This window comes from Halobacteriovorax sp. GB3 (genome assembly GCF_028649655.1).
GTDB lineage: Bacteria > Bdellovibrionota > Bacteriovoracia > Bacteriovoracales > Bacteriovoracaceae > BSW11-IV.
Map to the genome: position 1 here is coordinate 39566 of NZ_JAQSLN010000002.1, position 15579 is coordinate 55144.

Below are 15579 nucleotides of genomic sequence, written 5' to 3' on the forward strand. Positions count from 1 at the left end.
GGAAGATGAGAAAGTTAACTTTCATTTTTACACTGCTTCTCTCTTTCGCAACAAGTGCCAATGTTGATGAAGTTTGGAAACAGTTGGTTGATAGCAAGGGGAGTGTAAAAAACTATCCTAAAGTAATCGAAGTACTTGTTAGAAATAACATGTACTTTACATCTGTTCCTTATATTAAAGAGTATCTCTTTCAATCAAATCGTAAAATGAGTAAGGGAATGGACCTACTCATTGACGATGTTGTCGCAAATGTTGGCGTTAAGCAATTCGAAATTTTACCAGAGAAAGCTCTCGAAAATTCAAATTCTCAAACGCTAAAATATATTTTGGCGAAAAAGTATTTTCGTAAAAGACAGTATAAAAGCAGTTTAGCGACTCTGAAGGGAACAATTGGAAGAAATCATCCAGTTAAACCTTTTGCTCTATTTTTAGAAGCCGCAATCTTTTCGATTAACAAGAAGTATGCAACATCAATCAAAGCTTATGAAGAATGTATTGATAGTAGTGATTCATTAATTTCGAGAACAAGTGATGTTCGTAGACAGAATCAATATCGTATTAACCGTGATTATTGTGTTGTCGGAAGAGCAAGAGCTAATTTTGCTTGGGGAAAATATGATGAAGCGAACCTAGCATATTTAGACCTGTCAAAAAGTTCATATATTTGGCCTGAAATCCTTTTTGAAGAAGCTTGGAATAGCTTTTATTTAAAAAACTATAATAGGACACTAGGAAAACTTGTAACTTATAAAGCGCCTGTTCTTGATTATATTTTTAATCCTGAAAGTGATGTACTACGTGGTTTGACGTATATGGAATTATGTCTATGGGATGATGTAAAGAAAGTCGTTAATGAATTCTATGGGACTTATGAACGAGATACTCAGACACTAGAGTCTCTTTATAAAAGAACGGGTAGAAACTACAAGTCTTATTACCTTCTAGCTAAATCGTTTAAAGAAGGAAAGAGTAGAAATAATAAACTACTAAACCAGGTTTTAAGTAATATCACGCGTGATCCTGCATATCTTGAAATGTTTAATGCATTTCAAAATGGAAACGATGAAATTAATAAAGTTAATGGGACAAGACGTAAGGCCTTAAAGAGAATTCTAACAATTAATTTAAGAGATACATTAATTGTTCAAAGAAATTTGATTGGAGCCTATGTTAGAAAAACTGTCGCTCAATATTTAAGACAACTGAAAACTTCATTTGAAGACATGAGTTATATGAAACTTGAAGTACTAACTCAAAGAAAGAAAGAACTTTACTTGGATGAGAGAGTTTCTGAAAAAAGAGGTGATCTTAAAAATTTAAAGAGAACTGATAAGCAGTATTTCTGGTCATTTAACGGTGAGTTTTGGGCCGATGAATTAGGTGACTATGTCTTCTCTTTAAAATCGGAGTGTAGAGAATGAGTAAATTAAAGAAAGTTTTAGTACTTTTTTTACTTATATCAAATTTACAAGCTTATGCTGATGTTAACTCCAGAAGACAGGAGTTAATGTCTATTATTGATGAAGAATTGAGAGAGATCGTTCGTCTTAATAAGCAAAGTAATGGAGGTCGACCAAGTCTTATGATTCGAATGGCCGAATTATGGCTTGAAAAAGCAAGAATCACAAGAGAAGCAGAGAATAAAAAGTTCCTACAGATTCCACCAAGAAAGAGGATGAATATCAATAAGGGGAAGTTCTTTGGTGAATCTCGTAAATATTTTAAGCAAGCGGAAAAGACAAGTGTTTCAATTCTTAATAAGTTTAGAAACTTCTCCGGTAAAGGGGATGTCTACTACATCTTAGCTTATAATGCTAAAGAGTTTAATCAAGATGCAAAAGCATTGAGATATTTTCAACTTGCAGTACAAAATTCTAACCTCAATAGTATGACGAGTGTGAAGTCTCATTTAGCGCTCGCGGAAATTTACTATAATAAGCAACAATATTCCAAAGCTAGGCCACTTTATGAAAAAGCTCTTTCTAAAAAATCTTTAAGAGATAAGTGGTGGACTAAAGATGCTTACAATTTAGCATGGTGTTACTATCGTCTTAACTTAAAAAGTAAAGCAATCGACTTGATGAAAGATGTTGAACGTATGAGTTCAAACTCTAAGTACATCGATATGAGTAATCAAGCAAGCAGGGATTTAGCGATCTTCTACGCAGAGTCAGGGTCTGTAAAAACAGCTGTTAGCTCTTTCAAAAAAACTGGTGGTGATGTCGCTAAAAAGCTTTTGAGTCTTGGGAACTATCTTGAAAGTAAAGCCAAGTATGACTCAGCAGAGGGGATCTATAGAGATGCCCTTAGAAACAATCCAGATACATATACGAAAAATGAAATCTATTCAAAGCAATTAAGTATCTATGAGAGATTTGGAAAGCAAGATCTACATATCGCAGTTATTGAAAAAATGACTGATTCCTTTAAAAAAGGTGAACTTAATAAAGACCAAAAAGAAATCCTCGAATACCACGTTAAAAGAAGTGGGGCCATCTTACAAAAGCAAGTCGTAGGAAATCTATACGAAAGAAGACCTAAGGAAAGAAGAAGACGAGCGGATTTAGTTGTCCGTTATTTTTCAACTTATGCTTTGATTGTACCTAAAATGGCCGCGCAAGCTTATTATCTTTCTGGTGAAACAATGTATGCCATTAAAGATTTTGATTCTGCGATTAAGTATTATGAGCTTGCTAAAAATGAAGCTGAAAAATCTGGAAATAGAAAAATAGAGAGAAAATCTACAGAAGGGATGATTGCAGCCCTAGGAAGTGAAGGGGTATCAAAAAAGACAAAAGATCTTTATATGGCCAAGGCCCTTGAATCTTTTCTAAAAGAAAATCCAAGAGGTAAAAAATCTTTAGACGTATACCAAAAGCTGTTTGCTCTTTATATCGACGCTAAGGATGTGGCGAAGGCCGAATCGATCCTTATTCGTTTTAGAAAGTTTTTTCCACAGCAAAGTCAAAAACAGGAAGCGATGCTTGCTGAGATTATGGACTTTTACAAAGATAAAAAAGATAGAGCTGGAATTAGTAAATGGGTAGCATTAATTAAAAATGGAACATTTCGTGTTTCTCCAAAATATGCAAAGCAAGTAAATTTACTTCTATTAACGATGCAGTTTGAAGGGGTTAAAAATGCTCAAAGTAAAGGTGACAAGGTAAAGGCCTTAAGAATTTACTTTGAAGTATATAAATCTAAAGAAAGTTCTCCTGAAGCAAGAAAGAAAGCTGCCTATAACATGGCCGTCTATTTCTATGAACTTGGTGATGCCGAAAGGTCATACAAGTGGATGGAAAGAGCGATCAGTCATATGACGAATAAAGATGTTAAGACTTACGAAGATAGTATTCTCGTTACATCTAGAGACCTTTTTAATCAAAGAAGAGTTGCTTATGCCGCAGAAATTGCAGAAAAGGCATTTGAAAAACTTTGTAGACAGAGAAGCAAGAACAAAGATCTCTTTGTTAAGAATGCTGTTATCATGAATTTGGCAGAGAAAAATATTAAGAAAGCAGAAGCTCTTGTTTATCAAGCAGCTTCATGTGGAGTCTCTAAGAAAAAAGTTAATGATCTTAAAGTAGAGATGCTCAATGCTTTCTACGAAGAGAAAAGATGGTCTAAATACAGTAGTTTGATTGCTGAACTAGATAAAGTCGATTATTTGAGACCTCTTGTCGCCGCTCATTATGTGAAACTCTACGACGTATACAAAGATAGTGGGCGTGCTTCTAATGCTGCTGACACAAGAAGAAAGCTCATTAGAAACTATACGACATCCAGAAGAAAAGATGAGTACCCAGTTGAAGCACTTGATGTAATCGCTCTCTATAAATTAGAAGGACTAGAGAGCTTGTATCGTCAGTTTGAGAGAACGAATCTTCAATTTCCTGAGAAGACATATAACAATCTTTTGAAAAAGAAATTTTCAATGATCAATAACCTTACTGATAGAACAGTTGAGATTTTCAAGTTGAGATCTGGGAAAGGAATGGTCGCAGCATATCGCTTACTCGTTAATTCTTATGAAAAATTTGGTGAAGAGATTAGAGAATTCACACCTCCTGGAAAAAGTCCTGAGTATGTAAAATCTTTCAAAGGAAGTATGGCCCAAATTGCGAATCCTATCTTACAAAAGGCTTCTAGCTTAAGAGATGAAGCGAAGAAAAATATTTTTCAATATAATATTTTGAGTAGAGACAATGGATTCTTTCTTAATAGTGGTCTCGATAATGTAACTGAATTTATTCCACTTAAAGACCCAGTAATTATGGACCGTGGAGGGAGAAGATAATGAAATATCTTATTCTAATATCACTTGTACTACTGGCCTCTTGTGGAACTTCTACAAAAAAAGAGGTTGTTAATAAAGATGTCCCATTTTATTGGATTGATAACGCTGACTTCAAGCCAGTAGAAGAAATTAGCTACGATGAAGGTGATGACTATTATTCGGGAGATATAGAGGAGCAGGATTCTGTTTCTGTTGAAACAATGGCAAAAATTCCGCCTTCGAGATTAATGGATCTTGTTGATGAAAATGATCCAATCTCTAAGCCTATCTCATTGTGTTATCAAAATAACTTTGTAGCTGCTTTTAATAAATTTGATCGTACATATAAAAAACTTAAGAATAATGCTTCTTATTGGAACCAAGTTGGGACGTGTTATCTTTTAAAGGGTGAAACAAGAAAGTCTCTACTTTATTACAATAAAGCACGTGATCTCGTTAAGGATTACTCACCTGCGATTAATAACATCGGCATTATTCATTTTAAAAATGGTAACAAAGAAAAAGCGATGGCCGCATTCAAAGAAGCCTATGATTTGAATCAATTTTCGTTAACTCCAGCATACAATTTAGCAATGCTTTATTTGCAATATGGATTTATAACAAAAGCTGAGCCACTGCTAGTTGCCCTTTATAAGCGTAACAATAAAGACGTTGATATAGTAAATGGACTGGCCCATTTGTATATGATGAAAGGGAATTATGCGAAAGCGGTTCAGGCCTTTAGTCTTCTCCCTTCAGATGTTATGAATAAACCGCAAGTCTCTATTTCTATGGGATATGCACTCTATAAGTTTGGAAGAAAAGATCAGGCGCTAAATGTTCTCAAAGGTGTGGAAGCTTCTTTAACTCCAGATTTTTCTAAGTACTACGTTAAAATAACTAAAATCATTAGGGAGGGGAAATGAAAGTCCTCGCACTCATCTTTTTATTTCTTTCAGTGAGTTCTTTTGCTCAAGGTGGAAAGGAAAAAATTATTTACAAATATAAGAAGTTCGAAAGTTTTGATTTCGAAAATATCGTGATTGAAGGAGAAACTGGGGCACCCGATTCTCTAAGTATTTCGCCACGTTTTGCAAAAAGATTTAAGAACAGATTGCCATATAGAAAGAATTTTAATGCCGAAATTAGAAAAGGTATTGAGAGAGTAAGGTAGGAGTGAGCCTGTGAACTTAGAAGTTCAAAAACCAACAGATTTAGAATTATATTCTAATAAATTGAAAAAAGGTATTCGCATCAAGAAGAAGCGCTTCATTATTGGTACTTCTCAAACGTGTGACCTTGTTATTAATAGCCCGAAAATTAATCCAATTCATGCGGTTCTAGAGATCTCTGGAACATCGGCCTTAAAAGTCTATGACATGAATTCTAAATTCGGTACAAAAATCAACGGAGAGAGTGTTGTCGCAAAGGAATTAAACCTTTCTGATGTCATTACTTTTGGAGATATTGATTTTGAACTAAGGAAATATAATAAAGTAGATATTCCTAAAGCACCTCTTGCTGTTTTAGATGATCTGCCTCTACCAGGTAAAATTGAAGATCTTCCTCCAATTGCAGCTGTGCCAAATGAGCCTGTGCAAGTAGAAAAACCATCTTCTCCGGCTCTTCCGAGCAAGCCAATCGTTGTTAAAAAAGAAACGAGTGGAAAAGAAGAGGTAAGTGTTGTCTATCCGTTAGGGAAAGATCCTAAGGCAGAATTCAGTGAATATATTTTCGAAGATGTTGAAACTCTTTATCCTATTTTTCACTACGATATCGCTCATGCCGCTGTTGAAGTAGTCACTCTTTTTCAAGGAGAGATCCTCTCTGTTGATTACCTTCCACAAAAGGATGGTCTCTACCACTTAAAGGGATGGGATGCTAAAGATTCTGATATTGAATATCCTTATTTAGGTAAAAATGAGAAGATTCCATTTGTTGATATCAAAGGTGGTGAGACATTTGTAAGTCCTGTTCCTGGATTTGAAATGATGACTCTCACTGACAGTGGGAAAAATGAAAAGGTTAGTGGTTCAGTCATCCTGAATCAAGATGATATTTTTAGATTCTCTAAGGGAGATCTTCAAATATTTGTTAGAGGTACGGATGCTCCACCACGAGTAGATGCAGCTCCTGTTTTTAGAAGAGATAACTCTTTGAAAAAGATTTTGCTGGCGGTATTTCTTTTTCTTTTAACTTTTCTCTTTGCCATGCAGCTTTTTGAAGTTGATAAAGAGTTGGAAAAGGAAAAGGCACCAGAGCGCCTTGCTTCTATTCTTTATAAGCCTAAGAAACTTGTTATCTCTAAGAATAAGGCCATCGATAAAACGAAAACAGCGCCTAAGGTGAACCAAAAATCACCAACACAGACACGTAAAAAGCCGACTCCAGATGTGAAAAAGGAAGTCGCTAAAACGCAAAAGGCGACAAAGCAACCGAAGGGTGATCTTGCTGCTAAAAAAGTTGCACCAGTTAAAAAGGCGAATCCTCGTAAAGGTCCAACTAAGACGAAAACAACACGCGTAACACGAACTGATAATAAGCGTGGTGGTTCAAGAAATAGTAAGAGTACAGCTAGAAGTAATAAAGTAAATGCGAAGTCTCAAGGTAGTGTTGATACTTATAAATCAATTGATTTCAAATCGTCACTTAGCTCTCTTATGGCCAAGGGGGGATCAACTAAAAGTATTCAGCCTGTTGTAAATAACAGAGGTTCTGGTGGAAGTACTTCAAGCTCGTTTGAGGGTGGAGAGAGTATGCAAGTCGAAACGGCCGAAGTCTCAACAGAAGTAGGGGATTTCAAAGGTGTCAGCTCTGGACGAGTCGATCGCTCAAAAGGTGTTGATGGAATCGTAAATAAAAAGAATATCGCAACAGCTGGTCTTCCGTATCGTACCGTTGTTCTTGGGTCAATGGATCCTGATATTATTAGAAGATTAATTATGGCCCATGCAAGTCAATTTAGATCTTGTTATCAATCTGTTCTAGAGAAGTCTCCAAGAGCATTTAACGGTATCGTAAAACTAGACTTTACTATTGGAGCCTCTGGTCACGTTTCAAGAGTAGCAGCTCAGTCTCAAGACTCTCGTATGCCGCTCTCTGTAAGAAGCTGTGTGGCCAACGTCCTTAGAGGGATTAAATTCCCTGAGCCGATGGGTGGTGGTTCTGTTTCAGTTAAGCAACCAATTAACTTCTATCCAAAGTCAATTTAAGTGCCAAGTTCTGGAGGGAGCCTCCCTCCAGAATCTTTCTAAGTATTTATTATTACATGAAGATTTTAATCTAACTTAATGAACTGCTATAATCTATCCGATAGGTTATAAGGTTATGCAAAAGATATTGGAAGCATCTAAAATTCGACTCGCACTCTTTGTCCTCTTCACAGTTCTGTGTTTACTGGAAGCTTTGGATGGATTTGAAGATAATACTGATATTGCCACACTACTTCTGGCGATCCTCTCTTATAATCACCTTACCAATCGTAACTCGCACGTTCTTAATCCTTTTGAAAAAGACCGAAATAAGTTTTTTGCACGGCTCATCTTTAGTCTCTTTGTAGGCCTTATTTTTATTATTGGGACTTTCGTTGATATCGTTCCATTTGATCCCTATACAATGATTGTTATTAAGTATTCAACAATAGGGTGGTCGACTTTACTCTTATTAGTTTCACTAAGAGAGTATAGAAAAAGCCAGAAGTTCACGAAAATCATTCATGCAAATCTGGCCATTATGGTAATTATTGGAAGTTTATTCTATTTCTAGAAAAATCTATTCTTCACCTAGAACAATAAATTTATAGGATTTGAAACCTGCTTCAGCACAAGTGAGCATTAGCTTTTTCATAAAACTATACTTGATTGTTTTATCGATAATGAGATTGATATTACCTGAGAACTTGTCTGCATTAGGTGACATCTTCTCAACTCTTTTAATCTCATTTTTCTTTTTAACGAGTTCGTTATAAAGAGCGATAATTCTTCTGTCTCTAGAGTTATGGGCACCAGTTTCTGAATTATCTAAGATAAGCTTATCATCTACCCAAATTTTATCTGGTGAAACTTGAACCATTACACCGGAAGTATTAATTGAAGATGACTCAGACTTTGGTAGTTCAACACCTTTTGGGACATTGAGAACAACACCAGAGCTGTTATAACTTCTAAGTAGAAAAACGAGAAGAATAACGAGAATATCGAGTAGGGAAGTGATATCTAGATCAAGTACTTCTTTCTTCCTAGATCTTCCTCTTTTACGAATTAATCTACTATTTCTCATAACAACCTAACTTTGAATATTTCCAAAAATAATTTTATTAAAAAGAGAGTCAACTTTTGTATCGAGACCGTCTTTTCCTTTAATAAAAATATCTGGATCTGTTTTTCTAAGATAGCGAACGGCATCCATTATTTGAACAATGTCGTCGTAAGCTAAATCAACAATCGGTTCTAATACAACAGTTGCTTCGTTTAGATTTCTCTTTTTAAGATCAATTAAGTAACCGTGTAACCTTTCTAAGTCATACTTTCCATCGGCTGTTTTACCGAAAGACCTAACTTTTCTAGAGGGAACTCCTGTGTAGAGAACAATAGAAGATTGGTAGATCTTTAAAGTTAGTGCCAGTGGCTTTTCCTTCGACTTTGGTGGCGGAGCACTTGAGACGATTGGAACATCACTTGGAATTTCATAAACTTTAATGAAGTTAGCAGACATGAGAAGGAAGAAAATGAAAATGAAAACAGAATCTAGAATAGGAATTAGATTCGGCTTCTTAACTTCACTTCTTGTTTTTCTTCTACTTGGCGCTTGATACATTTGTATTCCTTGAAAAAGGCGAGGGGAATTATTCCCCTTGCTCTTTCTTAGTTCCTAATAGGTCCATGAGCTTTACTGAAAACTCATCAATCTCGTTGATGATTTTTTCAGACTTACTTGATAGAAAAGTGTGAAGCATCATGATTGTAATCGCAGCTAAAAGACCAAGAAATGTTGTGTTCATTGCTTGAGAAATACCTTTCGCAAGTAGTTCTGCTTTTTGAGCTGGATCGGCTGCAGCAACAGCTGAGAATGATTGAATAAGACCTTGGATCGTTCCAAGTAGTCCAAAGAGAGTCGCGATATTTGCAATCAGTTGTAGGTAGTTAAGTCTAAGTTCAACCTTAGGGATAACTTCTAGTGCTGTAGCATCAATTGCATTTTGAACTTGTGAAGGAGTTGATGTGCTTCTTTTAAGTCCACTCTTTAGTACTTTTGGTAGGGCAGCAACTGAACCAGAGCAAACTCTGATTGCACCCTGAATGTCATTTGAAAGAATGTAGCGTTGAAGTTCGTTCATAAACGATGCTCCATCTACATCAAACTTAAATGAGAGCTTCATAAATCTCTCTATCGCAATGGCGATACCAATTCCCCAAATTAAGAGGATGACCCACATAAATGCACCACCACTTTGGATGAACGTAGCTACGCCGTTAATTCCATTTGTCAAAGCTTCCATGGTCGAACTTCTCCTTTTAAATCAAACCTTTAATGTATTTTAAGTTAAATAGAGAGTTCTGAATGCTCGAGGAAAATTGTGCCGAATAATTTAGAGAAAAAAAAAGCCCCGAGAAACGGGGCTTTTTAGATTATGAAAGTTCTTCTAGAGTCTTTTTGATTTCTTCTTTTGTCTGAATTCCAACAAGAGTTTTTGCTGGTTCACCATTTTTAAAGAAGATCATTGTTGGAATACCGCGGATTCCATATTGTTGAGCTAGCTCACCATTTTCATCAACGTTAACTTTTAGAACAGATGCATTTTCGCCAACCTCTGTTGCTACTTCGTCAAGAATTGGAGCAAGTGAACGACACGGACCACACCACTCTGCCCAAAAATCAACAAGAACTGGCTTGTCAGAGTTTAGAACGTCATTTTGAAAGTTAGCTTTATCAGTTTTGTTTACATTGGCCATTATAATTCTCCTAAGTATTTTAACCTTTTTTTGTAATACTATTATTATAATATAAGTGAGCTCTTGTGAAGTTTTGTTACATTTACATTTGCTGGACTTGGCAATAAATGCCCAATATAATTAAGAAATTCAATAAGATAGAATGGTTTTATGGACAGAAAATATTTACTAAAAAAGAGCATTCGAGCAGCAAAATTGTCGCGATTGATCGCGAAAGCTATTGATTTGTTTATAGTTTTAGTTCTTTCACTGTTCTATCCAGTAGGACTCATTCTAGCAATTGTTTATCTCTGTGTTTCAGACTCTCTGCAAAATGGGCAGTCGGTTGGTAAGCGTTTTATGGGATTCTCGGTTATTTCACTCGAAGATGGCAGTCCATGTAGCGTGAAGCAATCTATTGTTAGAAACCTTCCAATCATTGTCCCTTTGGCATTTGCAATCATCCCTTTTTGGGGGTGGGTTATCTCTCTTGTTATAGGTATTCCTCTTTTGGTTCTTGAAGTCTACCTTCTTCAAAAACTCGACTCTGGGCATCGTTTAGGTGATGTCATGGCAGACACAACGGTTATGGCCAATGATGGGGAGAGAATCTCTTTAAATAAAAAAACTAAGACTAGTTGGTTTGACGTAACTGAAAAAGCTTAGTTTTCTATTGGTTCCCAATTTGATAAATTGATCCTTAGTAATAAGGAGCCTATTTATGTCTAAACGTCTCATTGTCGTCGATGTTTCAAATTTTATATTCAGAGCGTTTTTCGCTATCCGTCCACTACATTCGCCTGAAGGTGTTCCTGTTAATGCTGTTCATGGCGTATTGAGTATGTTTTTAAAGCTTCTTTCTACGTATAGACCAACTCATGTTCTCCTTGCAAGAGATACAAAAGGTGGATCATTTAGAAATGAACTCTATGATGCCTATAAGGCCAATAGATCTGAACCACCAGAAGATCTTGTTCCTCAATTTGCTCTGATTGGAGAGCTTATTGATCAAATGGGACTTCCATATTCGATGGATGACAATTATGAGGCCGACGATATTATTGGATCTGCCTGTGTTCAGTGGAAAAATGACTTTGATGAAATTTATATTGCCTCAGGTGATAAAGACCTTATGCAGTTTGTGGGCGATAATATCTACATGCTCGATACGATGAAAGATAAGCTCTACGATTCGGAAGGTGTTTTTGAGAAGATGGGTGTAAAGCCAGATCAGATCGTTGATTACCTTTCTATGGTGGGAGATACGTCTGATAATATTCCTGGAATGAAGGGGATTGGCGCTAAGGGTGCTGCTAAACTATTAGCAGAGCATGGTACGCTCGATGCCTGTATTGAGGCAAAAGATACGTTTAAAGGTAAAAAATTAACAACGGCTTTTAGTGAATATTTAGATGATGGTTTACTTTCAAAGAAATTAATTAAAATTGTTACTGATGTTGAATTAGGACATAAGGCCTCTGATACAGAGTATAAATTCTATCCAAGTGATGAACTCATTGAATATCTTAAGGGACTTGGGTTTAAGACGGTTCTTAAAAAGTTAAAAGATATGCAATATCAGATTGCTCAAACAGAGCAGAATGATGGCGGCTTAAGTGAACCAACTGTTTTTGAAAAGAAGGCCATTGATACTGAACTTGTTGCGATCTCCTCTGAAGAGCAAATTGAATTATTGAAAAAGCAAGTTAAAGAGAGCGAATTTTTCGCCCTTCATACTGAATATGACAGTGAAGATAAGATTATGAGAAATCTTATTGGTCTTGCTTTTTCTTTTGAGGAAGGAAAGGCTTATTTTCTAGATTTAAGAAATAACAAAAATAAAGAATTATCTCTTGAATTGTTGAAAATGAGTTGGGGTGATGAGACCAAGAAAATTCAAACAGAACATGGGAAGAGAGATTATACCTATGCTCTAGTTAATAATCTTCCTTTTAATGCTAGAGTCTTTGATGTTGTTCAGGTTCACTACAATATTAATACAGGTGGAAATCACAGTATTGAGAGTCTTGCACAAAGCATTGGAGAGGAAGTTCCTCCAATGGATAAAAAAAATCCCTTTATAACAGAATTAGATGATGAATCAGCTCTTCAGTTTGCTGGACTTAGGGCCGCTGTAATTTTTAATTTGTCAGCGTCTTATAAAGAAGATTTAAAAAAGCATGCGCTTGAAGAAATTTATTATAATGTTGATGCAAAGCTTATATCTGTTCTCGCTTCGATGGAAAAAGAAGGCGTTCTTATTAACCCTGCTTATTTTTCAAAGTTTGAAAAAGAGTTAACTGAAAAAATTGATTCAATTCAAGCAAAGATTAATAAATATAGTGAGAATGAGGTTAATTTAAATTCTCCTAAACAAGTTGGAGAGTTTCTCTTTAATGAACTAGCACTTCCTGTTGTTAAAAAAACGAAGACTGGTTTTTCTACAGACTCAGAAGTATTAGAGGACCTCGCTTCGAGAAATATCTCAGAAGTTCCAAGTCTTATTTTGCAATATCGCGAAATTGGAAAAATTCTTTCAACTTATGTAAAAGCAATTCCACAATTGGTTAATGAAAAAGATAAAAAGATTCATACAAGCTTTAATCAGCATATCGCTCAAACGGGTCGACTCTCGTCTGTGAATCCAAACTTACAAAATATTCCGATTCGTTCAGAGACGGGAAGACTTGTAAGAAAAGGTTTTATCGCGAGTCCTGGTAATCTCCTTTTAGCGGCCGACTATTCCCAAGTTGAACTTCGACTGCTTGCTCATTTCTCTGAAGATCCAACAATGCTTAAGGCCTTCAACGATGGAATTGATATTCACACTCAGACGGCTTCTGAGATCATGGGTGTCTCTGTTGACGAGGTAACATCAAATGATCGTTCCAAAGCAAAGGCAGTTAACTTTGGTCTGATGTATGGACAGTCTTCTTTTGGATTAGCAAAGGCACTTAAAATTTCAAGAAGAGATGCAAAAGAATATATAGATAGATATTTCGAAAGATTTAATAAAGTTAAATCTTATTTAGACTCCTTAAAAGAAGAAGCTGAGGTTAAGGGATACTCAATAACATTGAATGGAAGAAAGAGATTTTTACCAGATATTATGTCGAGTAATAGAAATATTAAAGCTAACGCCGAAAGAATGGCCATCAATAGTCCAATTCAGGGAACTGCCGCTGATATTATTAAAATTGCCATGATCAATATCCAAAAGACTCTTGAAGAAAAAGAGCTTAAGTCCAAGATGATTCTTCAGGTTCACGATGAGCTTATTTTCGATGTTCCTGAAAATGAACTTGAGCAAATGAAGGCGATTGTTCGTGAAGGGATGGAAAAAGTTGTCAATTTAAGAGTTCCACTTTCTGTTGATATGGGCTATGGGGTTAACTGGTTTGATCTTAAATAGTTATAAGTAACGCGCTTATCTTCTTGCTTATAAAAGCAGGTGAGGAGCGCGTTTTTTTGAATCCTCTCTTTTAGAAGAATCCTTTGAGCCCGACTTCACTTGCAAGACCATCGAGATTTATTGCTCGACCGAAACCTGATATTGATTCGAAGTTTAACTGTATATAATACTTTAAAAACGGACCTTTTCTTCTGTCGATTGTTAAAGACGAATTCCACTCTTTTATTGTCTGACTGTGATCATAAAATAAATTTTGAGTTTTAAATTTCATTTCTAAATCTGTTTTTCTCGCTATGTTATAAAGTAAAAGATCAATAGAAGTAGAATTCATGACAGCTTGTTCTTGATTGTAATCGCGATGACCAAGAGAGATTGATGAAGAGAGTTCGAATTGTCGCGTTTTAAAGAAGTCTATTTCAGTTGAAAAAGAAAATAGCTTGCCGAGCTGTTGACTTTGATAAGATTCAAATGTTGTGTAATTTAATTTGAACTTCAGTTGTTTAAGACCAGAATAGTAAGTATTAAAACTTGTTCTAAAGTTAAGCTCTCTTGAATAGTAGTCAAAGTCACTTTCGTTATTTAGGTCGCGAAATGACAGCTTCATACGAGGTGTGAAGCTAAAATTGGCCATCTTTTTGAAAAGTAAGAATTTTCTTTTAAATTGAAGGGAGCCACCAAAAAAAGCCTCATCATTTCTTTTGGCCTCTTCATTTGATCTTCGGGAATTATAGCTTAGAGATCCAAAAAGAGAGGGGCGCCAATCGTAACGTTTATTGCTAAAAGTATTGTGTTGTAATTTCCCCTTTATATTTATCTGGTGGATATCTGTCTTCGTTATTCTATTTGGGACTAAGAAAAATCTTTCATAAGAATAGTTTTGATAGCGATAATTAGATTTAATCTCAGCACTTAGGTCTGCCTTCTCTTTCAATTCAAAAATTTCATTCTCAAGTTTTCTATTCAGTTTGTTTCTGATCTCCTTGAGCTTTTCAATTGATTCACCAACAACGCTGATGAATCCTTTTAGTGGATCGAGGATAAGTCCTTTTGGTGGAATATATTCACCTGTAACTTGATCGATTTCTCCATACTCTTTGGGAATAACGCCTGAATCATTTGGTGGAGAGATATAAAAACCTGTATTGAGATCAAAGTAGCCTCCATCTAAAATCTTATCTGTATTATCTTCGAAGACACCCTCTTTTTCAGTGAGTTTAGGAGCGTGAGGGATTGATTCACTTGCATCGGTGGTAGAAGGAGAACTTTCTTTAGCCAGAGTTGTATTTTTTAAGAGGACATTGAATTGCTCGTTAGAAATCTTAATTGCGTTTGTAGTCAATTGCTCTCCAGGATAGCTTGAAGAGAGTTCTCCTGGTTTTACAAAATTTTTTTGATAGGAATCAAGTTCGTTTCTAAGAACTTCTTGCTCAGGTAACGTTATATCTTCATCATCGAATATTTCGCTATCGGGTCTTTTTTGTATTTCTGTTTCTCCTCTTAAAGTTAATAAAGAGGAAATTCTGTTAATAGGATTATATGTAACAATAAAGTCCGTTCCTCTAACACCAATAGCTGCCGATTTAGAGTGAATATAGAGCTTGCCTTGGTTTTTTTTCGACCAAGACCTAATCTTTCCCTTAGTCAGATTAATCATTGAGTGAGTCTCTTTTTTTGAATTTGGGAGAGTGATTTGAACTTCGGAATTTGGCCCTATCGTCGTATTAATTCCGAGATACTGAATTTGGACAAAACTCTTCTCTTTAGTCTTAAATATTGTTTTAGTGGGATAAGTTTTTTTCTTAAAAACATGTTCTTCTTCCTGTTGAGTGGGGATAATGGATGAGACTTTTCCCGATAAATTTACAACAGTGATCAGGTTTGCATGTGCAAATCCGCATGCAAGGAACATAAGGGCGAGGGCGATAAGTTTCATAAACTTATTTTATGTAGCTTTGTCCGAG

The 15579-nt window shown here is 35.7% G+C and carries 13 protein-coding genes; 8 read left to right on the forward strand and 5 right to left on the reverse strand.

All coding sequences use genetic code 11. The features are described 5' to 3' along the window. Positions 1 to 5 precede the first annotated feature (5 nt). The 6 genes from HBN50_RS04905 to HBN50_RS04930 all read left to right on the forward strand — a co-directional run bounded on the left by HBN50_RS04905 (position 6) and on the right by HBN50_RS04930 (position 8041). Positions 6 to 1421, forward strand: coding sequence for a hypothetical protein (locus HBN50_RS04905; RefSeq protein ID WP_273868393.1), 1416 nt, complete (start codon positions 6 to 8; stop codon positions 1419 to 1421). Next, the gene (locus HBN50_RS04910; RefSeq protein ID WP_273868394.1) at positions 1418 to 4297 is read left to right on the forward strand and encodes a tetratricopeptide repeat protein; all 2880 of its coding nucleotides are present in this window, start codon (positions 1418 to 1420) and stop codon (positions 4295 to 4297) included. The genes HBN50_RS04905 and HBN50_RS04910 overlap by 4 nt, the downstream gene beginning before the upstream one ends. After that, the gene (locus HBN50_RS04915) at positions 4297 to 5202 is read left to right on the forward strand and encodes a tetratricopeptide repeat protein (protein WP_273868395.1); all 906 of its coding nucleotides are present in this window, start codon (positions 4297 to 4299) and stop codon (positions 5200 to 5202) included. Before HBN50_RS04910 ends, HBN50_RS04915 begins: the two co-directional genes overlap by 1 nt. Next, on the forward strand, positions 5199 to 5450 hold the full coding sequence (locus HBN50_RS04920) for a hypothetical protein (protein ID WP_273868396.1): 252 nt from the start codon (positions 5199 to 5201) through the stop codon (positions 5448 to 5450). Before HBN50_RS04915 ends, HBN50_RS04920 begins: the two co-directional genes overlap by 4 nt. 10 nt (positions 5451 to 5460) lie before the next feature. After that, entirely contained in the window at positions 5461 to 7488 is a 2028-nt protein-coding gene (locus HBN50_RS04925; RefSeq protein WP_273868397.1) for an AgmX/PglI C-terminal domain-containing protein, read from the forward strand. Between the two features lie 115 nt (positions 7489 to 7603). Beyond that, positions 7604 to 8041: a hypothetical protein gene (locus HBN50_RS04930; RefSeq protein WP_273868399.1), complete on the forward strand. Its 438-nt coding sequence runs from the start codon at positions 7604 to 7606 to the stop codon at positions 8039 to 8041. Between the two features lie 6 nt (positions 8042 to 8047). Here the strand turns inward: HBN50_RS04930 and HBN50_RS04935 are convergent, their stop codons facing one another. From HBN50_RS04935 to trxA, 4 genes are all read right to left on the reverse strand, one after another. Continuing rightward, positions 8048 to 8554, reverse strand: coding sequence for a biopolymer transporter ExbD (locus tag HBN50_RS04935; protein ID WP_273868401.1), 507 nt, complete (start codon positions 8552 to 8554; stop codon positions 8048 to 8050). Positions 8555 to 8560: 6 nt separating this feature from the next. Next, positions 8561 to 9091, reverse strand: a complete 531-nt coding sequence (locus HBN50_RS04940) for an ExbD/TolR family protein (RefSeq protein WP_273868402.1) — start codon at positions 9089 to 9091, stop codon at positions 8561 to 8563. A 28-nt stretch (positions 9092 to 9119) separates the two neighbouring features. Continuing rightward, on the reverse strand, positions 9120 to 9773 hold the full coding sequence (locus HBN50_RS04945) for a MotA/TolQ/ExbB proton channel family protein (protein ID WP_273868403.1): 654 nt from the start codon (positions 9771 to 9773) through the stop codon (positions 9120 to 9122). A 130-nt stretch (positions 9774 to 9903) separates the two neighbouring features. Beyond that, complete coding sequence (gene trxA / locus HBN50_RS04950; protein WP_273868404.1) at positions 9904 to 10227, reverse strand: thioredoxin; 324 nt, start codon at positions 10225 to 10227, stop codon at positions 9904 to 9906. A 150-nt stretch (positions 10228 to 10377) separates the two neighbouring features. On the opposite strand from trxA, the gene HBN50_RS04955 reads away from it, so the two are divergent. Together HBN50_RS04955 and polA are read left to right on the forward strand one after the other, a co-directional pair. Then, positions 10378 to 10872: an RDD family protein gene (locus tag HBN50_RS04955; RefSeq protein WP_273868406.1), complete on the forward strand. Its 495-nt coding sequence runs from the start codon at positions 10378 to 10380 to the stop codon at positions 10870 to 10872. Between the two features lie 55 nt (positions 10873 to 10927). Continuing rightward, positions 10928 to 13618, forward strand: a complete 2691-nt coding sequence (gene polA, locus HBN50_RS04960; protein ID WP_273868407.1) for a DNA polymerase I — start codon at positions 10928 to 10930, stop codon at positions 13616 to 13618. Positions 13619 to 13688: 70 nt separating this feature from the next. Here polA and HBN50_RS04965 read toward each other — a convergent pair whose 3' ends face one another. Then, entirely contained in the window at positions 13689 to 15551 is a 1863-nt protein-coding gene (locus HBN50_RS04965; RefSeq protein WP_273868408.1) for a FecR family protein, read from the reverse strand. Positions 15552 to 15579: the final 28 nt, after the last annotated feature.

Bases quoted from the DNA above. Each gene is read 5' to 3' on its own strand.
- HBN50_RS04905 (WP_273868393.1), top strand. From the start codon at position 6: ATGAGAAAGTTAACTTTCATTTTTACACTGCTTCTCTCTTTCGCAACA.
- HBN50_RS04910 (WP_273868394.1), top strand. From the start codon at position 1,418: ATGAGTAAATTAAAGAAAGTTTTAGTACTTTTTTTACTTATATCAAAT.
- HBN50_RS04915 (WP_273868395.1), top strand. From the start codon at position 4,297: ATGAAATATCTTATTCTAATATCACTTGTACTACTGGCCTCTTGTGGA.
- HBN50_RS04920 (WP_273868396.1), top strand. From the start codon at position 5,199: ATGAAAGTCCTCGCACTCATCTTTTTATTTCTTTCAGTGAGTTCTTTT.
- HBN50_RS04930 (WP_273868399.1), top strand. From the start codon at position 7,604: ATGCAAAAGATATTGGAAGCATCTAAAATTCGACTCGCACTCTTTGTC.
- HBN50_RS04935 (WP_273868401.1), bottom strand. From the start codon at position 8,554: ATGAGAAATAGTAGATTAATTCGTAAAAGAGGAAGATCTAGGAAGAAA.
- HBN50_RS04940 (WP_273868402.1), bottom strand. From the start codon at position 9,091: ATGTATCAAGCGCCAAGTAGAAGAAAAACAAGAAGTGAAGTTAAGAAG.
- HBN50_RS04945 (WP_273868403.1), bottom strand. From the start codon at position 9,773: ATGGAAGCTTTGACAAATGGAATTAACGGCGTAGCTACGTTCATCCAA.
- trxA (WP_273868404.1), bottom strand. From the start codon at position 10,227: ATGGCCAATGTAAACAAAACTGATAAAGCTAACTTTCAAAATGACGTT.
- HBN50_RS04955 (WP_273868406.1), top strand. From the start codon at position 10,378: ATGGACAGAAAATATTTACTAAAAAAGAGCATTCGAGCAGCAAAATTG.
- polA (WP_273868407.1), top strand. From the start codon at position 10,928: ATGTCTAAACGTCTCATTGTCGTCGATGTTTCAAATTTTATATTCAGA.
- HBN50_RS04965 (WP_273868408.1), bottom strand. From the start codon at position 15,551: ATGAAACTTATCGCCCTCGCCCTTATGTTCCTTGCATGCGGATTTGCA.